Genomic DNA, 23,986 nt, shown 5'->3' on the forward strand with positions numbered 1-23,986 from the left:
GCGCCGCGGCAACAAGGCCCCTTTTATGATTTGCTGGCTTGGATACCGCTGATGGCCATTTGAATCGGCCGCAAGGCCAATCTGGCGAGGCTAAAATAGAATTTCCGCAATTTCGTCGTCTGCGCGACAAAGCCTTCATAGGAGGTCTTTGCATAGTCCGTCTGGATCTGGATTGCGCTGTCCACCGACTTGGCCCTCACCAGATCCTCGACGAAAACCAGACTGTTGTCGATCGACTTTTTCGAATAGACCGTCCATTCGGCAATGAAGGCCTGAAAGATGGCCGCGAAGGAAAAAAATGGCAGCGTTACTGCCGGGTGCACATCTGACGACCGGTGTGAGCCGTTATTTTCCACAACGTGCGTGCTGAGATCCCTGCCCGTAATTGCAGCTTCGGCCGTCCCGGTGCCCGGGGCCAGCTCAAAGCTGGAGACCTGCGTGCCCCCCTCTTCGCCATGCTCGGAACTGGCAAATACGCCTTCATTTTCTAGAGCGGCTTCCGCTTCCGGGCGCGCGGTCACTGGAGCGGTTTCATTGGCTTTGGGCGTGCCGCGCCGTCTTGCCACGCGACGTGCCTTAGGCAGGCCAGATTCCTTGGCAGGGTCTGTTTCTTTAACCACGTCATACCCCCGATGTTGATGTCTTAACCGATGGTCGGAGCCTAAAAATCGGCGAATCGGTTTCGCATCGATACCTTATGAAAATTATGCGCCAATTACGCCGGGATTGTGCTGCGCTGCGATACAGGCTCCGGGCTCTGGCAATGTTGATGGCATGGGATCCACCTTCCCGCCCAGCAAGAATCGAAGAACAAAAAAAGAACTTGAAGCCGCGAACAAATCATGTACAATTCCATTATTGCAGCGCACGTTGCGCGTGGACTTCGCACATGCCAGAAGGGAATATAGCCGTGCCTCCAGCCAGCCTTCGCGTCGTAGAAGGGACATCCGTGGACAAAACCAAGGCGCTCGACGCCGCTCTGTCGCAGATCGAACGCGCCTTCGGGAAGGGCTCGATCATGCGGCTGGGCAAAAACCAGAAGGTTGTCGAGATCGACACCGTGCCGACGGGTTCGCTCGGCCTGGACATTGCCCTCGGTGTCGGGGGACTCCCGCGCGGGAGAGTGATCGAGATTTACGGCCCTGAATCGTCTGGCAAAACGACCTTGACCTTGCATGTCATCGCCGAAGCCCAGAAAAAGGGCGGCGTCTGTGCCTTCATCGACGCCGAACATGCGCTCGATACCATCTATGCCCGTAAACTCGGGGTCAATCTCGAAGATCTTTTGATTTCGCAGCCTGACACCGGCGAGCAGGCGCTTGAGATCACCGATACGCTGGTCCGCTCCGGCGCTGTCGATGTTCTGGTCATCGATTCGGTCGCAGCCTTGACCCCGCGCGCCGAAATCGAAGGCGAAATGGGCGACAGCCAGCCGGGCCTTCAGGCGCGCCTCATGAGCCAGGCTCTGCGCAAACTCACCGCGTCGATTTCGCGCTCGCAGACAATGGTGATCTTCATCAATCAAATCCGGATGAAGATCGGCGTCATGTATGGCAGCCCCGAGACTACGACCGGCGGGAATGCTTTGAAGTTCTATGCCTCGGTTCGGCTCGACATTCGCAGGATCGGATCGATCAAGGACCATGACGAAGTCACGGGCAACCAGACTCGGGTCAAGGTCGTCAAGAACAAAGTCGCCCCGCCGTTCAAACAGGTCGAATTCGACATCATGTACGGCGAAGGCATATCGAAAATAGGGGAGCTTATCGATCTTGGCGTAAAGGCCGGCGTCGTCGAAAAATCCGGAGCCTGGTTCTCCTACGACAGTCAGAGACTCGGCCAAGGCCGGGAAAATTCCAAGAATTTCCTCAAAGCCAATCCGCAGCTTGCCGAGCGGATCGAAAAGGAAATACGCGAGAACTCGGGTCTCATCGCCGATCGCATTCTCGATCAGGCTGATGGATCGGCCGAGGACACCGGCAGCTAGAGCGCTTCCCGATCAGATGGAATCATCTGATCGAAAAGGAATCGCTCAAGTTCAACGAGTTGGAGCATGTTCTAATCGAAAAAGTCGGTCAACTTTTTCGGAACATGCTCTAGACTTAGCGCCAAAGTCAACGCGATTAATGGGCAGCCTATCAGGCTTATGCCGGCGCCCCCGGGACTCGACGGCTTCTGGCTCTCGATCCTGCGGTCAGCCGGCATAATTTTTTGCCGATGCGGGAGGATCACGGACAGAAGCCCTTCTTCCATCAGCGGATAAATTCGTCGTGGCGGCCTATTCAGCTTGGAAGGAACATGCTTTAAAATGAACCCTGATTTCCAGCGGCGCAGACGCCGAGGCTTAGGCTGTTTTCAAGCAAGCGGTGAGCCTGCAGCGAAATTGACTCCGCAATACAAAACCGAAACTCGACCGAGACTGCAGGTAAAGTGAAATGAACGGGGTCAACGAGATCCGGTCGGCCTTCCTCGATTTTTTCAAAAGCAATGGGCACGAGATTGTGGCGTCCTCGTCCCTCGTGCCGCACAATGACCCGACGCTCATGTTTACCAACGCCGGAATGGTTCAGTTCAAGAACCTTTTTACCGGTGTCGAAAAGCGCGCCTATACGCGCGCGGCGAGCGCCCAGAAATGCGTCCGGGCCGGTGGCAAACACAATGATCTCGACAATGTCGGCTACACGGCGCGCCACCACACTTTCTTTGAAATGCTGGGAAATTTTTCCTTTGGCGATTATTTCAAGCCGCTTGCGATCGAGCTTGCCTGGAAGTTGGTCACCCAAAAATTTGATCTGGACCAAAGCCGGCTTCTGGTCACGGTCTATCATGACGACGACGAAGCCTATGATCTATGGAAAAGGATCGCGGGGCTGCCCGATTCGAAGATCATTCGCATAGCGAGCTCCGATAATTTTTGGGCGATGGGAGACACCGGACCTTGCGGTCCCTGTTCGGAGATCTTTTTCGACCAAGGCGACAAGATTCCGGGCGGCCCGCCCGGCAGTCCCGACGAAGATGGCGACCGTTTCCTGGAGTTCTGGAATCTCGTCTTCATGCAGTTCGAGCAGGTTTCCCCCGGCCTTCGCGTCGAACTCCCGCGGCCCTCCATTGATACCGGCATGGGGCTCGAACGGATCGCCGCGCTGCTGCAGGGGGTTCCCTCCACGTATGACATCGACCTGATGCGGTCCTTGATCCTCGCCGTCGCTGCCGCGACCGGCGTCGATCCGGACGGTCCGCAAAAGGCGAGCCACAGAGTCATTGCCGACCATCTTCGTTCATCGGCGTTTCTTGTTGCCGATGGAGTTCTCCCCTCGAACGAGGGCCGTGGTTATGTGCTTCGCCGCATCATGCGTCGGGCGATGCGGCATGCCCAGATGCTTGGCGCCCGCGAACCATTGATGTGGCGTCTCGTCCCCGCGCTTTCGCGCGAAATGGGTCAGGCCTATCCCGAGCTTTTGCGCGCCGAAGCCCTCATTACCGAAACCCTGCGGCTTGAAGAGACCCGTTTTCAGGACACGCTGGCGCGCGGCCTTTCGATCCTCGACGATGCAACCCGGGATCTTCCCCAAGGCGGCACGCTGCCGGGGCAAGTCGCCTTCAAACTTTATGACACGTTTGGGTTTCCGCTCGATCTTACGCAGGACGCCTTGCGTGCGCGATCGCTCCATGTGGACATCGAGGGGTTTCAGGCCGCGATGGAACGCCAGCGGGCCGAGGCCCGCAAGGCGTGGGCGGGTTCCGGCGAAGCCGCCACCGAGGCGGTCTGGTTTGCGGTCAAGGAAAAGGTTGGGGCAACGGAATTTCTGGGCTACGACCTGGAGCAGGCCGAAGGCCTTGTCGCGGCGATCATAAAAGACGGCACGGAAGTTGACCGTCTGAGCCAAGGCGAGTCGGGATTCGTCATCCTGAACCAAACACCGTTTTATGGTGAATCCGGCGGCCAGGTCGGCGACACCGGATGGATGCAAACCAAGGGCGTGCGCTTTCGCGTCGGCAATACGCAAAAAAAGCTCGGCAACCTTTATGTTCATGAAGGTTCGGTCGAAGCAGGCGAACTGCGTCCGGGGCTTTCCCTCGAGCTGATCGTCGATCACGAGCGTCGGAAGGCACTACGGGCCAACCATTCGGCGACGCATCTTTTGCATGAGGCTCTGCGCCAGACCCTCGGCAGCCATGTTTCCCAAAAGGGATCGCTGGTCGCCCCGGACCGCCTGCGCTTTGATTTTACCCATCAAAAGCCGATCAGCTCGGAAGAACTTGCTCGTATCGAAGACATCGCCAATCGGGCTGTGCTCGACAACGCACCCGTGGTGACCCGTTTGATGAGCGTGGATGATGCCATTAAGTCCGGTGCCCGCGCCCTTTTCGGCGAGAAATACGGCGACGAAGTGCGGGTCGTCGCGATGGGCTATCCCCTCGAACATGAAAAGGATTCGCACCCCGACGCCGCCTTTTCAACCGAGCTTTGCGGCGGCACCCATGTCGAGCGCACCGGCGACATCGGTCTCATTAAGATCATCTCCGAAAGCGCCGTCGCGGCGGGCGTCCGCCGCGTGGAAGCCAAAACGGCAACCGAAGCGCGCCGCCACCTGACCGCTCAGGCGCAACGGCTGCATGAGGTCACAGCGCTTCTCAGGGCACCGGAAGAAGATGCCGCCAAACGTCTAGCCAACCTCATTGAAGAGAGCCGCAAGCTCGAACGTGAATTAAGCGAGGCCCGCAGAAAACTCGCCCTGGGCGGAACCGGATCTGCAAGTGGCCAGCCCCTGCAGGACATCAGCGGAATCAAATTCTTGGCCCGCACGGTTTCCGGAATTGCCATGAAAGATCTGAAATCGCTGGTGGACGACGCAAAGCAAAGCGTCGGCTCCGGGGTTGTCGCGATCGTGGGCGTTGATGACGAAGGCAAAGCCGGAATTGTTGTCGGCGTAACCTCGGATTTGACGGCGCGATTCGATGCTGTCCAATTGGTCCGGCCGGCAGCCATCAAACTCGGTGGCAAGGGTGGCGGGGGACGGCGTGACATGGCCCAGGCGGGGGGCCAGATGGCGCTGGCGCGGAGGCGGCGCTCGCGGCCGTCGGCGATGCGCTGCGCCACGCCGAGAGTGCGGCCTGACCCCAGGCACAGCATTGAGACAAATTAACCTCCTTGCCACCAGGCGGGAGACAATCGGTTCCAGCAGCGTGAGGGCCAGTCAAATGTTCAAGAAAATATTGGTGCCGATCGACCTCACCGAATATTCCATTGCGAAACGCGCCCTCGACGCGGCCGCTGAACTCGCTCTGCAGTCGAAGGGAGCGCTCCGGCTGTTGACGGTTGAAACTCTGCTCCCCGCGAGTTTCATGGAATATGTTCCCCCCGAATTTGATAAGTCACAGCAGGAACGCGCCTCTCGTGAATTGGAGAACATCGCCGATGGTCTGAATTTTCCCAAGGAAAACAGATCCTGCACCGTGCGATTCGGCGGCGTTTACGTGGAGATATTGGCTGAGGCGCAAGAATGGGGGGCCGATCTTATCGTGGTCGGTTCGCATCGGCCTTCGATGGCGACCTATCTCATCGGCTCAAACGCCAAAACGATCGTGCGCCATGCGAACTGTTCGGTATTGGTCATACGCTCGTAAAAAATCGGAAATTTTGCGATCGTGGCAACCGGGTCGGGCTTCATCCGTTAACGAATCTCCATACTGCCATTTTGGGGATGAAACGGAGGAAAACCAGATGAACCAACAGATTCAACGTGGGACGGAAGACGCCGTCGAAAGGGCAGAGGCCGCGGTCAGCGCCATCTCGAAGAACATTCAAGCAATTGCCGGGGAATATCTGGAGATTTCCAAGCAATCGATTGAACATTCGACGCAAACCATGGAAAAACTTCGCAATGCGCGAGGCCTCCAGGAGGTGTTTGCCATCCAGTCCACCTACGTCAAAGAAGCGCTCGAGAACTCGGCTGAGCACGCGCGAAAATTCACAGAACTGTTTGCGGCGTTCCCTCGCGAGATCACGAAAACCTACCAAGATGCTTGGCGTCAATCGATCGACACCTTCGGGCAAGTGACCGAAACAGCCACCCAGACCGCTGCCGAAAACGTCGATCGTCTTTCCGACGCGGTGGGAAAAACCTCAAGCGCTTTCGAAAATCGCGACCGTGCGTGACAAAGGTCACGAAATTGCCGCCGGAATCTTGAGCCGATAAGCCGGTTCGATCCACGAGGCGAACATTAGATGTTGGTGGCGGGAAAAAGTCCCGCTATCAGCTTCGGTCAGCCTGCTCCGGTCCAAGGGCTTGCCAAGTCTCGCAAAGGTCTGGAAGCTCAATGGCAGATCGGGCGAGCTAATGCGCGGCGCAGATCTTAATTCGTTCGGCCGCCATTGGCATTCACGCCTTTAATGAGATTCAGGCAAAGATGCGAAAGCTCCTTCTCGTCCGCCATGCCGAAGCTGCAGCTTGCTCTCCCGAAGGAGATTTGGCGCGGGAGCTGACGCTTCAGGGCCGAACCGATGCCGGTCGCATGGGCGCGTATCTTTGCCAGATGAGGCTCATCCCCGATCTCGCCCTCGCCTCGCCGGCGCGCCGCGCGCTCGACACGCTGGACGCGATTTTGCAGGTCTTGCCCCGCGTCGCTCGCGAGGTGAACCCTTCGCTCTACAATGCGGATACCGACACCTTGCATGATGTCGTGGCCGAAACTCCGGGGTCGGTCCGGACGTTGCTGATCGTCGGACATAATCCGGGTATCGCGGAATTTGCACGGCTTCTGGTCAGCGGCCGGGATAAGGGGGCGCCGCTCCCCCGCAATTTTCCGGCGCCTTGTATCGCGGTGATAGATTTGGAGTGTGACCCTTGGCATGACATGGGCACCGCTCACGCCCGGCTCGACAGCTTCATGTCGTTTGCGAACCTCCCAGGCTACGATCATATTCCGCGTGCGCAAAAGATGCGCTGAACTCTGCGGGGAGTCGGTCCCAGAAAGAGATGCATGATGACTCCCGGGGTCTTCGGCCTGATCGTCATCGCAATGGGCGCGATCTTGGCGGGCCGTACCGGCGCTAATGAGCTGCCAACGCAACCTTCCGGATCCTTGGTCGCCGTTGCCTCTGAGGAATCCTCGCCCTCCCCGCCGAACAATGAATTGGCGTTTCGTCCCAGCGAACGCGCCGTCACGAATTGGCGTCTGGAAGCCGCCGCCAACCTTGACCTGAAGCCTGACCTTAAGACCAAACTCGCCGACGGAAGCGCGCCCGAAGTTCCGCGCTGTGTAAAGCTGAACAATTATTGGTGCATAAAACGCGCGGGCTGGGCTGGCGAGATTGCAGCGGACTCCGAAGGCCATGTCGCCTTTGCTTCCGCCCTCGACGGCGCAGTCGCCGCGGCAATCCTGGTCCGGCGTTACTATCAAGAATATAACCGCCACTCGGCCTCGGCCATTCTCTCGCGTTGGGCACCCGCCCAATGCGGCGGGATGACAGCCACGGTCGGCACCAAGCGGCAAAGGGCGGCCCCGGCGCAACCTGAAACGCTGCACGGCATCGCCCCCCTGGGCATCCAAAATACGCTGCGCGCCCGCTGGCTAGCCGCGCACCGGCGCGGCTTCCCCAACCGTGGCAAGGCCCTGGCCGCGTCTGCTTCCGTGGTGCCGAGCCGACCGCTGGCCCTGATGCGAGCGCCCGAGATTGCGGTCGGCATGGGCGAGCCGGAACGCTCAACACCGGTTCGGGTTCGGATTGCCGCGTTGGAATTCCCAACGCCCCCGCCGCGCAACATCGTTTCTTGCCTGGGAGACAGCCAGCGTATCCGAAATTACACGCTCCGCGCGATTGAAGGCATCGCGGCCAGCCCGGAAGAAGATTTGAATCTTTTTGCGGATAACGGAACCCCAAGCGCAAATCTGGCGCGCCTGCTTGAGAATATGGCGAAGGTCGAAATCGGCCCCTTGGGCGCCAGGAGCGAACTGGTCGCGGCCGCGGTCGGCCTCATCGCCCGAGGCGGGGGAGCGAAGAAATCGCCAGCGGAGCCCCCCGAGAATGGCACACCCGGTGCGGATTCGCGCCCGAGCCAATGATTTCTGCGCTCAACCCCTAAGAAATCGCGCCCCCCGGCTACACTCCTGGGCGCGTTTGCGTTACCGATTCTCCTCGTCCCCGCCCGGCCCGCTCTGTTGCGCTCCAAATTTTCGGAAAACCGCTGGAATTCTTGATTTGTCCCTGATCTCCGATCTTCTTTTCGAAGCCCGCGCCGTGGCGCAGAGTCTTGTGGAAATGACCGCCGGCCCGCATATCCGCGTCGGCGTCACCGGGCTGTCGCGCGCCGGCAAGACCGTTTTCATCACCGCCCTCATCGAACATTTGACCAAAGCCGCAAGCCCCGCGCTTCGCGGCCGCAGAAATACCTTGCCAGTATTCCGGGCCCACGCGGAAGGCCGCCTGATCGGCGGCACACTCGAGCCGCAGCCCGATGACGCCGTGCCTCGTTTCGCCTATGAGGATCACATTGCCGCCCTGGCGGGGCCGGGGGGCCGGCTCGAGGCTCGCCACTGGCCGCAATCGACGCGCCGCATCTCCGAACTTCGGCTGCGTCTCTACTTCGATCAAAAGACCGGGTTGCGGCCCGGACGCCAATCCCTGACCATCGACATCGTCGATTATCCCGGCGAATGGCTTCTCGATTTGCCGCTGCTCGGCAAATCTTACGCGCAATGGTCACGCGAAACTTTTATTGCCTCGGCGAGTGCCGTCCGGGCGCCGCTCGCGGCGGAATGGCGCCGCCTCACCGCGAACATCGATCCGCGCGGCAAGGCGAATGAAGATGATGCGCGCCGCGGCGCCGAACTTTTCACCAATTATCTGCGCGCATGCCGTGCCGACGAGTATCATTTTTCGAGCCTGCCGCCCGGGCGCTTCCTGATGCCCGGCGACCTCGAAGGGTCCCCTGCCCTCACTTTCGTACCGCTCGCCCTTGACGAAGGCGAGGCCTACCCGCTGGACTCGCTCGCCGCGATGATGGAGCGGCGCTACGAGGCTTACAAGGCCCATGTCGTCAAACCGTTTTTCCGCGATCATTTTGCAAGGCTCGACCGCCAAATCGTGCTCGTCGACGCGCTGGCGGCCCTGAACGCCGGGCCGGCCGCGATGCGCGACCTCGAAATCGCCATCACCGATGTCCTAGCCGCGTTCCGCGCCGGACGCTCAAATCTATTGTCGGGCCTGTTTCGTCCGAAGATCGACAAAATACTATTCGCCGCGACCAAGGCCGATCATCTTCATCATACGAGCCATGATCGGCTCGAAGCCATCTTGCGGCTTCTTACCGCAAAGGCCATCGCGCGTGTCGAGACGGTGGGAGCCGTGGTCGACGTTATTGCACTTGCCGCTGTCCGGGCGACGCGCGAGGCCAAGGTCGGCGGCTATGATGAGCCGGCGCTGGAGGCTGTCATCGGCACGCCGCTCGATGGCGAGCGGATTGGCGATGAAGTCTTCGATGGAAAAGCGGAAGCCGCAATTTATCCTGGCGAACTTCCGAGCGATCCGGAAGCCGTGTTTCATGGCGAAGCGCGCACCGTCAAGCCCAGCGAGATCGACTACCGCTTCGTTCGTTTCCGACCGCCAATCGCCGTGCGCGGCGAGGATGGCAGCGTTTTCCCGCCGCCCCATATTCGGCTCGACCGCGCGCTCCAGTTTCTGATCGGCGACCGGCTCGCGTGAGGCCATCGACAGCCATTCTGTTTCATGACCCAAATCAAGCACTATATGACTGATTTAACGCTAGGGTTGCCGCTAGCTTACGCTCGCTTCGCGGCTGCCCGCCAAGCGAAAAGTCCAACGAGGTATTGCCGTGCCGCTTGAACCCAAACCCCGCCCACGCGCCTACCGCCTCGACGAGCTGAGCATGACCTTCACCGGTTCCCTCAATGAAAAGCCGGTCGGCGCCGTCGTGATCGAGGTCACGCCCGACCCTTATGAAGCGGAGGCCAAGGCGGCGATGGCGGCCCATGATGCCGATGAAGCCGCGGTCGAGGTGGCGCAAAAGCAAGGCGTCATTGCTCGCACGTTTCTGTCCTGGTCGGGCGTCTTCTGGTCGGCCTTGGGCGGTCTCGTTTCCCTGAGTTTCGGCCTTTGGCTGACAAAGCTGATCGATGATTTGTTTGCCCGAGCGCCGCTCTTCGGCGCGGTCGCCCTCGCGCTGGCGGGCCTTGCCGGAGTTGCGTTGTTCGTTCTCACGGTGCGAGAAATCAGCGCCATCCTCCGCCAACGCCATATCGCCGAGATGCATATCGGGCTTGCGCATGCGCGGGAAACAGACGATTCCAAGGAAGCAAGGCGCCTCGTCCTTCAGCTGTCGCAGCTTTACGCCACGCGGCCGGAGACCGCCCGCGCCCGCAACCACCTCCGCGATCTGACGCATGACATTGTCGATGGACGCGACCTGATCGATATCGCCGAGCGCACCCTCGTGGAGCCGCTCGACCTTGAGGTTCGCCAAGAAATCGCGACCGCCGCCAAACGCGTGTCGGTCGTCACCGCGCTGGCGCCCCGCGCGATCATCGACGTCGTTTTCGTCGCGGCGCAGGCGATCCGGCTGATCCGGCGCATCGCGGTCATCTATGGCGGCAGGCCGGGCTTGCTTGGGTTTCTCAAACTTTTGCGCTCCATCGCGGCGCATCTGGCGATCACCGGAGGCATGGCCGCCGGTGATAGCATTCTTCAGCAATTCCTCGGTCATGGCATTGCCGCCAAACTGTCGGCCCGCCTCGGCGAAGGCGTGTTGAATGGTCTCTTGACCGCGCGCGTCGGGCTGTCCGCGATGGCGGTCTGCCGACCGCTGCCCTATTCGACCGGGCGCGCGCCCGGCGTCGGCGATGTCGCGCCATTTTTGTTCAGGACAGAGAAGAAGGGGTGAGGGAGGTCCTAGAAGCGAATGAGCCGACAAACTGGCGATGTGCAGTCGTTCATCAGCAAGGAGCTGCACAGCCTACTCTTCATCGAGGAGTTTGTGTTTTCGCGGAATAAATTCTCGCCGCCTTCGTCTAGCGAGCTGGAGCTTGCAGACGCCGTCGTTTTACTCGGCGACGTTCTGCTCATTTATCAGATCAAAGAACGCTCGCCGAACCATGCTAGCGACGCCGAAGCCGAACGCAATTGGTTCGAAACCAAAGTAATTAGGAAAGCCACAAAACAGGTATGCGACACGCTGCACTACCTAAAGTCGTATTCGGAGATCCGCGTCCCGAATGAGCGCGGTCGCGTCTTCAATCTCGCCGGAAGTGCATTCGCAGAAATTCTGAAAATCGTCGTGTACCTACCTTCTCCGAACTTGCCGGACGCTTGCCGACGGATCCGCCATCGTATAAGCAGTTCGGCAGGGTTTATCCACATCGTCGACGCCCAGGATTACTTGGAGATCGCTCGGACGCTGCGGGTACCCGAAGAAGTGGTCCGGTACTTCAAGTATCGCGAGATTGTCCTGACGCGCTTTTCCGACAATTGCGCTAGTCTGCCAGAATCAGCGATCGCAGGGCACTTCGTAGGCGGGAATCCCGCTGTGTCTCCGACGGTCGAGTCCGCAAAATGCCTGCACCGACTTGTGCAAGACGAAGAGAAATGGGATCTTACTCCGTTCCTGCGTGGTCTGCATGACCACCTTTCTGTGCCGGGATTCAGTGGCGACTATTACGACATCCTAATTGAATTCGCGAAGTTGCCGCGCTCAATGTGGCGCGTGATTAAAGAGCGCATTTGCCTATGCATCGAAAAGGTGCAGAAGGATGACTTCGCTCGACCATATCGCATCACAGCATCAAATACAGGATGTGGTTTTGTGTTCATCCCGGTGCAGTCTGAATTCGTCCGGAAGCCTGACTGGCAGACCATTCGTCTCCGCGCAATCCAACAGCTCACGCAGGCTCACAAGTACGACCAGCGTCTGGCGAAGTGCATTGGCATCCTGGTCGCGAAGGATGGAGAGCATTTCGACATATGTTGGTCTCTGGTCGCCCATGAATGGATGGATGATCCCGAGTTCCAACGCGTCCTGGACAAGAATTTTCCGTTCCGTCCAGTCAAGGAGGCGGAAGTCTACGGCTACCTGTTCACCGAGGATTAGCGGCCAAGGATCTAACGCGCGAGAGGTAAAGGATAAAATTTCGTACCGACAACACTCCAGGATAGCGGAAATCACAGTCAAAGCAGATTTTGGGGTTCCTCCGCGCTCAATGTGGACGAAATCCGCCCGGCCTCGCTCCCGGAAAATGCTCTCTATCTATTTGTTTTGAAAAACTTTTGCAGAACCCACGCCATCACCCTGAGGAAGCCCGAAGGGCTGTCTCGAAGGGCGCGAGGGCGCATCCTTCGAGACGGGCGCTTCGCGCCCTCCTCAGGATGAGGCGCCCTTTTCCCTATCGACGGGCTTGTGCGCTACACATGCTCAAGAAACGCGTTTCAACTTTCTTGCGCCGGGGGCGTGTTCCGCCGATCCTTGGGGGCCGCCTCGATCAGCTTTGCCGGACGCCTCGCTCCACTGCCGAAAGCCGAAGCCGCGGCGAGGAAACCCTCCATACGGCCTTCGAGCGCCGCCAGCCGTTTGTCCATTTCGACGACGCTCACGGCCAGTTGTTCCAACTTCTTGCTCTGACTTGTGATCCGTTCCTCGAGCAGGATCGCCGTCTTGATCGCCTTTAGCGCGTCGCCGATCCCGCTCACACGCGGTCCCGCTTGAAATGAGCGAGCGCCGCATCTAGGGCTGCGTCGGTGCGATCGAGCTGCGCAAGGGTAATCGCATGAAGCGCTTCGAAACCCGCGACAAGGCTGCGCAGCTCCGCCTCCACCGCGTCATCGGCGGGCTCGTAATTCAGCGCCGCCCGCCGGACGAATTCGGCCGTCGAAATCTTGCCCGCCAGGGCGGCCTTGCGCTCGACGCGCGCCTTGTCCTTTGCCGTGATCGGGACAACCAATCGCTGCGTCGCAAGGCTCATTTCCATCTCCAAATCATGGACATCATCATATACATGATCATGTCCATTTCGGCAATAGTTCTGGCCTTCGCCCGCCTTAATTCTTGTCCTTGTCGACGAGCTTGTTGGCGCCGATCCAGGGCATCATGGCGCGGAGCCTTGACCCAACTTCCTCGATCGGATGGGCGCCCGCCTTCGCCCGCATGGCCTTGAAGGAAGTTTGGTTGACTTCGTTTTCGAGCATCCAATCGCGGGTGAAACGGCCCGACTGGATGTCGTTCAAGACGCGCTTCATTTCGGCTTTGGTTTCGGGCGTCACGATCCGCGGCCCGGAGACATATTCGCCATATTCGGCGGTGTTCGAGACCGAATAATTCATATTGGCGATGCCGCCCTCGTAAATGAGGTCGACGATCAGCTTCACCTCGTGCAGACATTCGAAATAGGCCATTTCCGGCGCGTAGCCCGCTTCGACCAAAGTTTCGAACCCGTTGCGGATGAGTTCGACGAGACCGCCGCAGAGCACCACTTGCTCGCCGAAAAGATCGGTCTCGCATTCTTCCCTAAACGTCGTTTCGATCATGCCGGCGCGCCCACCACCGATCGCCGAGGCATAGGAGAGCGCGAGATCATGCGCATTGCCGGAGGGATTGCGCGCGACCGCGATGAGACAGGGCACGCCGCCGCCGCGCTTATATTCCGAACGCACGGTATGGCCTGGGCCCTTCGGCGCGACCATTAAAATGTCGAGATCGCCGCGCGGTTCGATCAGATTGAAATGGATGTTGAGGCCATGCGCGAACATCAAGGCCGCGCCCTGCTTCAGATTGTGCTTGAGATGGTCGTGATAGATGTCGCGCTGCAATTCATCCGGGGTCAGCAGCATCACCACATCAGCCCATTTGGCGGCATCGGCGACACTCTTGACCTCAAGCCCCGCGGCTTCCGCCTTCTTGGCTGTCGTCGAATCTTCCCGCAAGGCGACGCAGATGTCTTTCACACCCGAATCCTTGAGGTTCAACGCATGCGCGTGGCCCTGGCTTCCGTAGCCGATGATGGCGATTTTCTTGCCCTTGATGAGATTGATGTCGGCATCAGAATCATAATAGACGCGCATGTCTGGGTGTTTCCTCGTGCAAAGAGCGGCCGGGCCGCCTGTTCAAAATGGGCTGGATGGGGTTTTAGGCCGCGGCAGCGCTGGGGTCAAAATTTTCCAAAAGCCGGCCTAACCCCGCTAAATGGGGTTTGGACCGCGCGAAATGGCCGCCACGCCGGTGCGCGAGACTTCGACGAGCCCGATGGGCCTCATCAATTCGATGAATTGATCGATCTTGCCGACAGCGCCCGTAAGTTCAAAGACAAAGCTCTCGATCGAGGCGTCGATCACCCGCGCGCGGAAGGCGTCCGCAAGCCGCAAAGCCTCGTCGCGATTGGCGCCGCGGCCGACGACCTTGATCATCGCAAGCTCGCGTTCCACAGCGTTGCCGCGCAAAGTCAGATCCGTGACCTTATGGATCGGCACGAGCCGCTCCAACTGATGGCCGATCTGCTCGATCGCCTCAGGTGTCCCGGACGTGACAATCGTGATCCGCGAAAGATGCTCGGCATGCGCCACCTCCGCCACCGTCAAGCTTTCAATGTTGTAGCCGCGTCCCGAAAACAGACCGACCACGCGGGCAAGAACGCCCGGCTCGTTATCGACCAGAACCGAGAGCGTATGCACCTCGATGTTGGATTTGCCGAGAGCGGACGAATAGGGAGAGAGCGGAGCGGCGGATGCGTTCATGACATTACACCAACATCTTACCGGCGGCGTCGATCGCAGTTTCGAGGTCCGCGTCCTGGCCCGGGAGAATCATTTCATTATGTGCCTTGCCGGAGGGAATCATCGGCAGGCAGTTTTCGGTTTTGTCGACCACGCAATCGAAGATAACCGTGTTCGGCGTTTCGATCATTTCCATGATGGCGGCGTCGAGATCGGCCGGGTCAGAGCAGCGAATGCCATGCGCTCCATAGGCGTCGGCGAGCTTGACGAAATCAGGCAGCGCCTCGGAATAGCTCTCCGAATAGCGTCCGTCATGCAGCAGCTCCTGCCATTGACGCACCATCCCCATATATTCGTTGTTGAGGATAAAAATCTTGACCGGCAAGCGATATTGCGCGGCCGTCGAAAGCTCCTGGATGTTCATGAGGATCGACGCTTCGCCTGCGATATCGATGACGAGCGAATCGGGATGCGCCATCTGCGCGCCGATGGCCGCCGGGAGACCGTACCCCATGGTGCCAAGACCGCCGGACGTCATCAAGCGGTTGGGCGCCTCGAAATGATAGTGCTGCGCCGCCCACATTTGATGCTGACCGACTTCGGTTGTGATGTAGGTGTCGCGCTCTTTGGTCAGTTCGTAAAGACGCTGAACCGCGTATTGCGGCTTGATCACCTCTTTCGTGGCGACGAACGCCAGCGAATTGCGCGCCCGCCATTTATCGATTTGCATCCACCATTTGGCGAGCGCCGTGGCATCGGCTGAACGGCCCTGCCAAGCCTCGATCAATTGGCGCAGCACATGCGTGCAATCGCCGACAATGCCGAGATCGATCTTCACATTCTTGTTGATGGAAGAGGGGTCTATGTCGATGTGGATCTTCTTGGAGCCGGGGGAGAAGGCGTCGAGCCGGCCAGTGATGCGATCGTCAAACCGCGCGCCGACCGCGATCATCAGATCGCAATCATGCATCGCGTTGTTGGCCTCGTAGGTGCCGTGCATGCCGAGCATTCCGAGCCAGTTCTTGCCCGATGCCGGATAGGCGCCGAGCCCCATCAGGGTCGAAGTGATGGGAAAGCCGGTGAGGCCGACCAATTCGCGGAGCAGCCGCGAGGCCTCCACGCCGGAATTGATCACCCCGCCCCCGGTATAAAAGATCGGGCGCTTGGCCGCGGCCATCATCGCAGCCGCCTCCTTCACCCGGTCGGAATCGCCGTCGAGCTTCGGCCGGTAGGTTTTGTGTTCGATGTTGATCGGCCCGATATAGCTGCCTAATGCAAATTGCACGTCCTTCGGGATATCGATGACGACCGGTCCCGGACGGCCGTTCTGGGCAACATAAAAAGCCTCGTGCAAAACGCGCGGCAAATCCTCGATCTGGCGGACCAGGTAATTATGCTTGGTGCAATGGCGCGTGATCCCAACCGTGTCGCACTCCTGGAAGGCGTCCGAGCCGATGAGATGGGTGGGCACTTGGCCGGTGATGCAGACCAATGGGATTGAATCCATCAAGGCATCGGTGAGGCCTGTAATGGCGTTGGTGGCGCCTGGGCCGGAGGTGACCAGAAGCACGCCGACCTTGCCGGTCGACCGCGCGAAGCCTTCGGCGGCATGGGCCGCCCCTTGTTCGTGGCGCACCAGCACGTGCTTGATGTGCTTTTGGTGGAAGAGCGCATCGTAAATCGGCAGAACAGCTCCGCCCGGATAGCCGAAAATGGTTTCGACACCCTGGTCCCGCAACGCCCAGACGACCATTTCCGCGCCGGTCATCAGATTGCTCATTTCTTGCTCCAACGCATGCACTGCAACGAATTTGTTCTCGGTTTCTAGGATTTGGACAATAAAAAAGGCCCCTGAGGGCCTTGGATACGCGCCAGTTCCGGGTAATGCGGAGCCTATCTCCGCCCCGTCTCGGGCGCGCGCGTTACGATAACAAGGATATTCACAGGAAATCCCCAGCCGATTAACAGCTTATCTCTTAGCTGATGCGCGCGACACGGTCAATAAGGTTTGTTCAAACCAACGCATGGTTTGCCGTAAGCTTGACTAGTGGGCTCGGGGCGTCCGCGCCTGTTTGGTGCGCAAGCGGCGCTGCCGGGCCTGCCGGCCGCAATAAGCTTCCAAACCTCCTTCGCGCCCTGTACTCATAAACCATGACCAATGATACACAGCCAACTCCCCCCATTTTGGGCGGCCAGCGCCGTGTCACCGCGCGCGCGCTGCTCCTCGGCGACCGGATCGATGCCGCCGGGCTCGAACGGTCCGACATGATTTCGGCGACGCCTTTGGCCTTTCATTCCGGCGCGCATGGATTCGTCTCGTTGTACCGATTTGGCGTCGCGGTCATGATCGGCTTGTCGCCGCTGGAAGAAGATGGCGTGCTCAAGCAGGTGAAATTGCGTGTTTCCGGACCGCACGAGCACATTGACGACGAATCCGCCATTCTCGAGATTTCGCCCGATCACGACGACAAGATCCCGCCTGGCGGCGCCATCGCGATGAAAGATCTGTCCGCCCAGCGCCTGCTGGTTGTCGCCGACGCCCTCGCCAAGAGCGTTTCGCTCGGCCGCGACGAACGCGAGGTCAATGCGGTGTTCGACATCATCGAGCCTTTCGCCGCCGATCTCGCCCGCAATGGCCGGCCCCCTTGGAAGCGCCGCTCGATGTTGAAACTCATCGGCCAAACGCTGCTTGTTCAACATCGAGTGTCAGGCCGCGTCGCTGTCGAAGAAAAGCCCGATGTATTGTGGGACCGGCCCGATCTCGAACGGCTCTACGCCCGGCTCGAAGACGAATATGAATTGAAGGAGCGTGCCGAGACGCTGAAACGCAAGCTCGACGTCATCGTCGAGACCGCACGAACGCTCACCGACATGATCGACGCCGATCGCGCGACGCGGCTCGAAGCAACGGTGGTGATCCTGATCGTCGCCGAAATTCTGCTGACGATCGGCCAGATCATGTTTTGGGGGCACTAGCTTTAGAATGCGCGCTTAAAATCAGCGCCTCCGCGTCTTTCGGCGTGGCCCATTGAAACGAAGGGAGCTGGTGGCGCGCGAAGGTCAATTGCCGCTTGGCGTAGCGGCAGGTATCAAGCTTGGCGCGGCTCGCGGCCTCGGCCAAGGAAATTTCCCCTTTCAAATGGGCGATCAAATGCGGCACGCCATGCGCGCGCATGACGGGCAAGGAAGGATCGAGGCCCCGCTCGCGGAGCGCATCGACCTCCTGCAGAGCACCGTCCGTCAGCATGGCGTCGAAACGCTTGTCGATCCGCGCTTTGAGCGCGTCGCGCTCGGTCGCCAAGAAAACCGCGACGGCTTGCGCCGGGTCGAGCAGCGGCGCGGACCGCTTGGCCTGAAAAAGAGAAAGACTTTTCCCTGTGGCCTCAAAAACCTCCAGCGCCCGCAAAATTCGCTGCGGATCGGTCGGCCGCAATCGCGCCGCCATCATTGGATCTCGGCGCGCGAGGTCGGCGTGGAGGACCGCGACTGGAACATTTTGCGCACGCGCCCGCATTCTGTCGCGCACCTCATCGGGAACTGGCGGGATTTCCGACAGACCCTGGGTCAGAGCCTTGAAGTAAAGGCCGGTGCCTCCGACCAAAATCGGCAGACGCCCGGAGCGTCTCGTCGCATCGAGCGCAAGCGCCACATCCTTCAGCCAAAGGCCGACCGAATGATTGATCGCGCCATCGACATGGCCAAACAGCCGATGCGGTGCCTTGGCCTCGTCTTGGAGATCCGGACGCGCCGTCAATATGCGAAGATCGCGATAGACCTGCATCGAATCGGCATTGATGACCACGCCGTCCAGGGCGCACGCGAGACGCAGCGCCAGCGCGGACTTGCCGCTCGCCGTTGGTCCCGCAATGAGAATCGCTGAAACTGGTATCAATGGCGTTGTCGCAGTTCGGAAGGCGACCCTGCTCCGCCCGCTTTAGTAGGCTACACCGCTTGCCGCAACTCACGCGGGAGGGGGAAGAATACGCTTTCGTCCGCGGTCGACACGGTCTCTACGCGCAATTCAAAGCGCTTTGCGAAAGCGTCCATGATTTCCTCGACAAGAATTTCAGGCGCTGAGGCACCGGCCGTGATTCCGAGCGTGGAAATATTGCTGAACAGATCCCATTCGACATCTTCGGCGCGCAAGACAAGACGGGCAAGCTTGCATCCCGACCGTTCGGCCACTTCCTTCAGCCTTTGCGAATTCGAAGAATTGGACGAGCCGACCACGAGCAAGGCATCGACGATCGGGGCAACATGCTTCACCGCTTCCTGCCGATTGGTCGTCGCGTAGCAAATATCCTCCCGATGCGGGCCGACGATATTGGGAAACCGGCGCGTCAGGGCAGCAACCATCGAGCGGGTATCGTCGACAGACAAGGTGGTCTGGGTGACGTAAGCCAGATTATTCTCGTTTACGGGCCGCAGGTTTTCGACATCCTCCGGGGTCTGCACCAGGAGAATTGAATTGCTTGGCAGTTGCCCCAAGGTGCCGACAACTTCGGGGTGGCCCGCATGGCCGACGAGAAGGACTTGGCGGCCCTGCCTGTGGTGGAGCTCGGCCTCGCGATGAACTTTCGTGACCAGCGGGCACGTCGCGTCGATAGCGAAGATCTTACGGGCTTCAGCCTGTTCCGGGATCGACTTGGGCACGCCGTGGGCGGAAAAGATCACCGGCTTCGTCGTGTCGGGAACCTCGTCCAGTTCCTCGACGAAGATCGCGCCTTTGGCCTTCAACCCTTCCACGACATATTTGTTGTGTACGATTTCATGACGGACATACACGGGCGCGCCATGGATCCGCAGCGCCTCCTCGACTGCGTCGATGGCGCGCACGACGCCCGCGCAAAAACCGCGCGGCGCACAAAGGTAGACATGGAGCTTGGGCTTTATGGTCATTCGACGCTTGGCTAGGGGCCCTTTCGTTTAGGTGTTCGCGCCTTCGGCTGTCAAGTACGCCGCTCTCCGCAGCCTGACCACAGGGCGGTTTATGCCCGGACTTGTTTCTAAACCTATTGTTTTTTAACCCTTTTAACGGCGAGACAGGAAGAAGGACGTCAGCATTTCGGCCGCTTCCAAGGCGCGGATCCCGCCATAAATCTCCGGCGCGTGGTGACAAGTCGGCTGTGAAAAAAAACGCGCCCCATGCTCCACGGCTCCGCCTTTCGGGTCTGGCGCGGCAAAGTAGAGACGGCGCAGTCGCGCAAAGGAAATTGCCGCCGCGCACATGGCACAAGGCTCAAGCGTGACATAAAGATCGCAGCCCGTCAGCCTTTCGGAATTTTCAGCGCTGCACGCCCGGCGGATCGCTAGGATTTCCGCATGGGAGGTCGGATCCCTGTCGCCAAGGGTCTGGTTGCCGGCAAAGGAAAGAATCTTGCCGTTGCGCACAATCACGGCACCCACCGGGACCTCGCCGCGTTCCATGGCCGCGCGCGCTTCACTGAAAGCGCAGGACATCGGATCGATTTCTGAATGCCGCATGGCCGGAATGACCTGGAGAAGCGCCTGTGAAGACGGGATTTGGCGCGATCTTGTCCTCATTTGATCGATAAGATCAAACGCCTTTGGTTCCCTTTTGAGTTCATAGTCTGCTATCAGGCTCTATGCGCGACCATCCTAACAAAGACCCTCATTCCCGCCGCAAGCCTTCCGGTCCCGCGGCCGGCGGACGGCCTCGCCTTAGCAAGGAGACGCACGGCAGCGTTACGGAAAAAAAAGACTTTAAGGGCGCGGCAGGCCTTAAACCACGTTCCCCATCGCGAAAAAAGCCTCCCGCGGGCGATTGGAGCCGGCCCAAGCCCGATCTGGTCCAGGCGGCGCCATCGAGCCCGGAGGACACAAGCGCGCGAATCGCCAAGGTCATGGCGCGGGCCGGCCTCTGTTCGCGCCGCGATGCGGAAGCTTGGATTGGCGAAGGCCGCGTCAGCTTGAATGGCACGGTCATCACCAGCCCGGCGGTAAATGTTCGCAAGGACGACAAGATCACCGTCGATGGCGAGCCCCTCGCCCAACGCGCCCGCACCCGACTCTTCTTGTTCCACAAGCCGCGCGGCCTCGTGACGACTGAACACGACCCCGAGGGCCGGCAGACGATCTTCGATTTTTTGCGCGAGCACTGGCCGCAAGGCCCCCGCGTCGTCAGCATAGGCCGGCTCGACATCAATACGGAAGGACTCTTGCTGCTCACCAATGATGGCGGCCTCGCCCGCGTCCTTGAACTGCCTTCGACCGGCTGGGTGCGGCGGTATCGCGTAAGGGCGAAGGGAGAGACCGATCAAGGCGTTCTCGACCAGCTCCGCCAGGGTGTGACGCTGGAAGGCGTGAATTACGCGGGCATTGAAGCTACGCTCGATCGTGTGCAAGGCGCCAATTGCTGGCTTACAATGGCGTTGCGTGAGGGCAAAAACCGCGAGATCAAACGTGTGCTCGAGCATGTCGGGCTTGAGGTCAACCGCCTGATCCGGATTTCCTTCGGACCTTTTCAGCTGGGCGAAATTGCCGAGGGCGCCGTCGACGAGGTGCCAACGCGGGTGCTGCGGGATCAGCTCGGGCCTACGCTCGCAAAGGCCGCCGGAGCCGATTTTTTGAGCCCGATGCAAGAGCAGGCCGAACCAACCCCGGTAATTCTGACCAGCCGTCGGCCGGAGAGCGGTGCGCGTCCCGCACGCGAACGCCCGGAGACTCCACGGCGTGGAAGAAGTGACCGCGCGCCCAAACCGCGAGAAGTCGAACGTCAAACCGAAGAACGGCCAGACTTAAAGGTTAAGCCCCCGCCGCGTCAGCGAAAGCATATTTCGGTCTTGCGCGCCGAACATGGCGATGCAGGTTTGGCGAAGCGCAAACGGATCGAGCGACACGAGACCGCCGATCGCAGTGGCCGGACCGTTCACGTCGAACGACTCGTCACAGTCGACGACAAAAAGCAAACCAGAAGCAAACCATCGCCTGGGCGTCACGGACGCAGCCTTGAGGATGGGCGCAAAAAACCTGCTTATGGGTCGGCGCCCAAATCAAAGCTCGCCTATGGATCGGTGTCCAATTCGCGGACGGAACGAGACGGTTCGGAAAGGCCGCAGCGGTCGCGCTTTGCAAAGTCTGGCGACCGACCGCAGGGGGCCACAAAATCCTGGCGGACCTCCGAAGATAAGCCAGCAAGAGCATCAGGCGAAGGCCGTCCCGCGCGCCAGTACGAGCGAAAACCCGGCGAAGCTTCGCGCGGGCCACAGCCAAAAGGCAAAGCCGGACAGGGACGCCCGGGCGGCAGAAAACCAGACCGTCGGGGTGATGGACCCCAGCGCCCTCGCGGTAAGTCGTGATGCCATGCGCGTTGTCGGCGGCAGTCTGAAAGGACACGCGCTGAAGAGCCCGGCTTCGGGGGCGATCCGGCCGACCTCCGACCGCTTGCGTGAAACGGTTTTCAATATTCTTGCGCATTCCTACGGGAACCCGGTGACCGATGCCCGCGTCATCGATCTTTTTGCCGGTACGGGCGCCATGGGGATCGAAGCCCTCTCGCGGGGCGCGGCATTTGCGCTGCTCGTGGACCAGGGAACCGAGGCCTGCGCACTCATCCGCGTAAATGTCACATCGCTCGGTCTCGCCGGCGCGACGCGCATCCTCAAGCGCGACGCGCGCAAACTTGGCCGCGCGCCGGAGACGGAGAGATTCGATCTCGCCTTTCTCGATCCGCCGTATAATCAGGGGCTGGTCGCGCCGACGCTCGCCGCGTTGCGCGGCGGCGCTTGGCTTAGCACGGATGCCCTTGTGGTCATCGAAGAAGCAGCGCAGGCCGAAGTCGCTATTCCAGAGGGTTTCGCGCAGATCGAGCAACGCTGTTATGGCGATACGCAGGTCTTGTTCGCCCGCATCACCGCGTAATCACGCGCAGCTTGGACAAAGTTTCAGGCACGCTGCAAAGCCCGCCAGCCGATGTCACGACGGCAGAAGCCGCCCGCCCATTCGATCGCGTCGATGGCCGCATAGGCTCGCGTCCGTGCCTCCGCCACATCGACGCCGAGTGCTGTCACGTTGAGGACGCGGCCACCATCGGCGATCAGCTTGTCGCCGACGCGCTTCGTCCCGGCATGAGTGATCGAAACGAAGGGCATGGCCTCGGCCCGCGCGAGGTTACGGATTTCACTCCCCTTGATCGGCGCCTCGGGATAACCCTTGGCGGCGAGCACGACACTGAGCGCGGTCAGAGGAGAAAGCCGCACCGCCCGTTCCGGCAGGCGTCCCTCGACGCAGGCGATGAGAAAGGGGAGAAGATCCTCTTCCAGACGGGGCAGTATGGCTTGGGTTTCCGGATCGCCAAACCGCACGTTGAATTCGATCAGCTTGGGCCCTTCCTTACAAATCATGAGGCCGGCAAAGAGGACGCCTTTGAAAGGCGTGCCTTCCGCCGCCATTCCCGCGAGCGTCGGCTCAATGATCTTTTGCATGACAATTTCGCTCATCCCGGCGTCCATGATCGGTGCCGGCGAATAGGCCCCCATTCCGCCCGTGTTGGGTCCCTGCTCTCCTTCGCCGACCCGCTTATGATCCTGCGCAGAGGCAAATTTCAGCGCCCGTCGGCCATCGCAAAGCACGAAGAAAGAGACTTCTTCCCCTTCGAGAAACTCCTCGATGATCAGCCTTTGTCCAGCTCGGCCGAAGGCCCCGGACAACACCGTGTCAATGGCTGCGATTGCCTCATCAACACGCGCCGCCACGATCACGCCCTTGCCCGCGGCCAGTCCATCGGCCTTGATGACAATCGGCGCGCCTTGCTTGCGCACGTAATCCTTGGCCGCGGCGGCATCCTGAAAAGCGGCGTAGCCGGCAGTCGGTATGTTGTGGCGGCGGCAAAAATCCTTGGTGAATGCTTTCGATCCTTCCAGCCGCGCGGCCGCCTTGGTTGGACCGAAAGCCTTGATCCCATTGGCGGCGAGAGCGTCGACGATCCCTGCGACCAGCGGCCCCTCCGGACCCACGACCACGAGATCGATTCGGTTGACCTTGCAAAATGTAATGACCGCGGCATGATCGTTGATGTCGAGCACGACCACATGCGCAATCGACGCCATGCCCGGATTGCCGGGCGCGACAAAGAGCTTTTCCAGCAACGGACTTTTCGCAAGCGCGATGGCGATCGCATGTTCGCGCCCGCCGGAACCGAGGATCAGGACATTCATGGTGGGCCTAAATACTCCCGCGCGGCGATGGAAATGTCGGAAGGCTAAGGTCGCGGCGCGCGCATAGAGTCTTGGGAACGAAGTTGGTCTCTTG

The 23,986-nt window shown here is 60.0% G+C and carries 22 protein-coding genes and 1 pseudogene; 12 read left to right on the plus strand and 11 right to left on the minus strand.

The window, feature by feature from the left end:
* Positions 1-23: 23 nt before the first annotated feature.
* Complete coding sequence (locus CU048_04950; protein QBR70735.1) at positions 24-692, minus strand: hypothetical protein; 669 nt, start codon at positions 690-692, stop codon at positions 24-26.
* A 218-nt stretch (positions 693-910) separates the two neighbouring features.
* Between CU048_04950 and recA the strand changes: the two genes are divergently transcribed.
* Positions 911-1,987 carry a recombinase RecA gene (gene recA, locus CU048_04955; GenBank protein ID QBR72668.1) on the plus strand — a complete coding sequence of 359 codons (1,077 nt, stop codon included), beginning with the start codon at positions 911-913 and terminating at the stop codon, positions 1,985-1,987.
* Positions 1,988-2,058: 71 nt separating this feature from the next.
* On the opposite strand, the gene CU048_04960 is transcribed toward recA, so the two are convergent.
* The gene (locus tag CU048_04960; protein QBR70736.1) at positions 2,059-2,253 is read right to left on the minus strand and encodes a hypothetical protein; all 195 of its coding nucleotides are present in this window, start codon (positions 2,251-2,253) and stop codon (positions 2,059-2,061) included.
* Positions 2,254-2,435: 182 nt separating this feature from the next.
* On the opposite strand from CU048_04960, the pseudogene CU048_04965 reads away from it, so the two are divergent.
* From CU048_04965 to CU048_05000, 8 genes and pseudogenes are all read left to right on the plus strand, one after another.
* Positions 2,436-5,119: pseudogene (locus CU048_04965) on the plus strand (alanine--tRNA ligase).
* A gap of 83 nt (positions 5,120-5,202) precedes the next feature.
* Positions 5,203-5,628: a universal stress protein UspA gene (locus CU048_04970; GenBank protein QBR70737.1), complete on the plus strand. Its 426-nt coding sequence runs from the start codon at positions 5,203-5,205 to the stop codon at positions 5,626-5,628.
* Positions 5,594-6,160, plus strand: a complete 567-nt coding sequence (locus CU048_04975; GenBank protein QBR70738.1) for a hypothetical protein — start codon at positions 5,594-5,596, stop codon at positions 6,158-6,160. The genes CU048_04970 and CU048_04975 overlap by 35 nt, the downstream gene beginning before the upstream one ends.
* Before the next feature lie 251 nt (positions 6,161-6,411).
* Positions 6,412-6,951 (plus strand): phosphohistidine phosphatase, encoded by a 540-nt coding sequence (locus tag CU048_04980; protein ID QBR70739.1) that lies wholly within the window; start codon positions 6,412-6,414, stop codon positions 6,949-6,951.
* 33 nt (positions 6,952-6,984) lie between these two features.
* Positions 6,985-8,067 (plus strand): hypothetical protein, encoded by a 1,083-nt coding sequence (locus CU048_04985; GenBank protein QBR70740.1) that lies wholly within the window; start codon positions 6,985-6,987, stop codon positions 8,065-8,067.
* A 136-nt stretch (positions 8,068-8,203) separates the two neighbouring features.
* Positions 8,204-9,706 (plus strand): amino acid regulated cytosolic protein, encoded by a 1,503-nt coding sequence (locus CU048_04990; GenBank protein QBR70741.1) that lies wholly within the window; start codon positions 8,204-8,206, stop codon positions 9,704-9,706.
* Positions 9,707-9,836: 130 nt separating this feature from the next.
* A complete protein-coding gene (locus tag CU048_04995) occupies positions 9,837-10,901 on the plus strand; it encodes a TIGR01620 family protein (protein ID QBR70742.1) in 1,065 nt (354 codons plus the stop codon).
* A gap of 18 nt (positions 10,902-10,919) precedes the next feature.
* Positions 10,920-12,104: a hypothetical protein gene (locus CU048_05000; GenBank protein QBR70743.1), complete on the plus strand. Its 1,185-nt coding sequence runs from the start codon at positions 10,920-10,922 to the stop codon at positions 12,102-12,104.
* Between the two features lie 335 nt (positions 12,105-12,439).
* On the opposite strand, the gene CU048_05005 is transcribed toward CU048_05000, so the two are convergent.
* From CU048_05005 to CU048_05025, 5 genes are all read right to left on the minus strand, one after another.
* Complete coding sequence (locus CU048_05005) at positions 12,440-12,700, minus strand: hypothetical protein (GenBank protein QBR70744.1); 261 nt, start codon at positions 12,698-12,700, stop codon at positions 12,440-12,442.
* Positions 12,697-12,978 carry a hypothetical protein gene (locus CU048_05010; protein QBR70745.1) on the minus strand — a complete coding sequence of 94 codons (282 nt, stop codon included), beginning with the start codon at positions 12,976-12,978 and terminating at the stop codon, positions 12,697-12,699. Before CU048_05010 ends, CU048_05005 begins: the two co-directional genes overlap by 4 nt.
* Positions 12,979-13,048: 70 nt before the next feature.
* On the minus strand, positions 13,049-14,068 hold the full coding sequence (locus tag CU048_05015; GenBank protein ID QBR70746.1) for a ketol-acid reductoisomerase: 1,020 nt from the start codon (positions 14,066-14,068) through the stop codon (positions 13,049-13,051).
* A gap of 117 nt (positions 14,069-14,185) precedes the next feature.
* Complete coding sequence (locus CU048_05020) at positions 14,186-14,737, minus strand: acetolactate synthase small subunit (protein QBR70747.1); 552 nt, start codon at positions 14,735-14,737, stop codon at positions 14,186-14,188.
* Positions 14,738-14,741: 4 nt separating this feature from the next.
* Positions 14,742-16,496, minus strand: a complete 1,755-nt coding sequence (locus CU048_05025; GenBank protein ID QBR72669.1) for an acetolactate synthase 3 large subunit — start codon at positions 16,494-16,496, stop codon at positions 14,742-14,744.
* Positions 16,497-16,867: 371 nt separating this feature from the next.
* On the opposite strand from CU048_05025, the gene CU048_05030 reads away from it, so the two are divergent.
* Entirely contained in the window at positions 16,868-17,692 is an 825-nt protein-coding gene (locus CU048_05030; GenBank protein ID QBR70748.1) for a hypothetical protein, read from the plus strand.
* On the opposite strand, the gene CU048_05035 is transcribed toward CU048_05030, so the two are convergent.
* The 3 genes from CU048_05035 to CU048_05045 form a co-directional block, all read right to left on the minus strand.
* A complete protein-coding gene (locus tag CU048_05035; protein QBR72670.1) occupies positions 17,673-18,605 on the minus strand; it encodes a tRNA (adenosine(37)-N6)-dimethylallyltransferase MiaA in 933 nt (310 codons plus the stop codon). The two genes, CU048_05030 and CU048_05035, sit on opposite strands and share 20 nt — an antisense overlap.
* Before the next feature lie 53 nt (positions 18,606-18,658).
* Positions 18,659-19,615, minus strand: a complete 957-nt coding sequence (locus CU048_05040) for a 4-hydroxy-3-methylbut-2-enyl diphosphate reductase (GenBank protein ID QBR70749.1) — start codon at positions 19,613-19,615, stop codon at positions 18,659-18,661.
* A 132-nt stretch (positions 19,616-19,747) separates the two neighbouring features.
* Positions 19,748-20,176 carry a tRNA-specific adenosine deaminase gene (locus tag CU048_05045; GenBank protein ID QBR72671.1) on the minus strand — a complete coding sequence of 143 codons (429 nt, stop codon included), beginning with the start codon at positions 20,174-20,176 and terminating at the stop codon, positions 19,748-19,750.
* Between the two features lie 146 nt (positions 20,177-20,322).
* On the opposite strand from CU048_05045, the gene CU048_05050 reads away from it, so the two are divergent.
* Together CU048_05050 and rsmD are read left to right on the plus strand one after the other, a co-directional pair.
* The gene (locus CU048_05050; protein ID QBR70750.1) at positions 20,323-22,035 is read left to right on the plus strand and encodes a hypothetical protein; all 1,713 of its coding nucleotides are present in this window, start codon (positions 20,323-20,325) and stop codon (positions 22,033-22,035) included.
* A 4-nt stretch (positions 22,036-22,039) separates the two neighbouring features.
* Positions 22,040-22,597, plus strand: a complete 558-nt coding sequence (rsmD, locus tag CU048_05055) for a 16S rRNA (guanine(966)-N(2))-methyltransferase RsmD (protein ID QBR70751.1) — start codon at positions 22,040-22,042, stop codon at positions 22,595-22,597.
* 23 nt (positions 22,598-22,620) lie between these two features.
* Here the strand turns inward: rsmD and CU048_05060 are convergent, their stop codons facing one another.
* On the minus strand, positions 22,621-23,892 hold the full coding sequence (locus tag CU048_05060) for a phosphoribosylamine--glycine ligase (protein ID QBR70752.1): 1,272 nt from the start codon (positions 23,890-23,892) through the stop codon (positions 22,621-22,623).
* Between the last annotated feature and the right edge of the window lie 94 nt (positions 23,893-23,986).

This window comes from Beijerinckiaceae bacterium (genome assembly GCA_004564215.1).
GTDB lineage: Bacteria > Pseudomonadota > Alphaproteobacteria > Rhizobiales > Beijerinckiaceae > Methylocapsa.

Excerpts from the sequence above, each read along its gene's own strand:
- CU048_04960 (QBR70736.1), bottom strand. The coding sequence starts at position 2,253 with ATGGAAGAAGGGCTTCTGTCCGTGATCCTCCCGCATCGGCAAAAAATT.
- CU048_04970 (QBR70737.1), top strand. The coding sequence starts at position 5,203 with ATGTTCAAGAAAATATTGGTGCCGATCGACCTCACCGAATATTCCATT.
- CU048_04975 (QBR70738.1), top strand. The coding sequence starts at position 5,594 with ATGCGAACTGTTCGGTATTGGTCATACGCTCGTAAAAAATCGGAAATT.
- CU048_04980 (QBR70739.1), top strand. The coding sequence starts at position 6,412 with ATGCGAAAGCTCCTTCTCGTCCGCCATGCCGAAGCTGCAGCTTGCTCT.
- CU048_04985 (QBR70740.1), top strand. The coding sequence starts at position 6,985 with ATGATGACTCCCGGGGTCTTCGGCCTGATCGTCATCGCAATGGGCGCG.
- CU048_05000 (QBR70743.1), top strand. The coding sequence starts at position 10,920 with ATGAGCCGACAAACTGGCGATGTGCAGTCGTTCATCAGCAAGGAGCTG.
- CU048_05010 (QBR70745.1), bottom strand. The coding sequence starts at position 12,978 with ATGGAAATGAGCCTTGCGACGCAGCGATTGGTTGTCCCGATCACGGCA.
- CU048_05015 (QBR70746.1), bottom strand. The coding sequence starts at position 14,068 with ATGCGCGTCTATTATGATTCTGATGCCGACATCAATCTCATCAAGGGC.
- CU048_05020 (QBR70747.1), bottom strand. The coding sequence starts at position 14,737 with ATGAACGCATCCGCCGCTCCGCTCTCTCCCTATTCGTCCGCTCTCGGC.
- CU048_05025 (QBR72669.1), bottom strand. The coding sequence starts at position 16,496 with ATGAGCAATCTGATGACCGGCGCGGAAATGGTCGTCTGGGCGTTGCGG.
- CU048_05030 (QBR70748.1), top strand. The coding sequence starts at position 16,868 with ATGACCAATGATACACAGCCAACTCCCCCCATTTTGGGCGGCCAGCGC.
- CU048_05040 (QBR70749.1), bottom strand. The coding sequence starts at position 19,615 with ATGACCATAAAGCCCAAGCTCCATGTCTACCTTTGTGCGCCGCGCGGT.
- CU048_05045 (QBR72671.1), bottom strand. The coding sequence starts at position 20,176 with ATGTCCTGCGCTTTCAGTGAAGCGCGCGCGGCCATGGAACGCGGCGAG.
- CU048_05050 (QBR70750.1), top strand. The coding sequence starts at position 20,323 with ATGCGCGACCATCCTAACAAAGACCCTCATTCCCGCCGCAAGCCTTCC.
- rsmD (QBR70751.1), top strand. The coding sequence starts at position 22,040 with ATGCGCGTTGTCGGCGGCAGTCTGAAAGGACACGCGCTGAAGAGCCCG.
- CU048_05060 (QBR70752.1), bottom strand. The coding sequence starts at position 23,892 with ATGAATGTCCTGATCCTCGGTTCCGGCGGGCGCGAACATGCGATCGCC.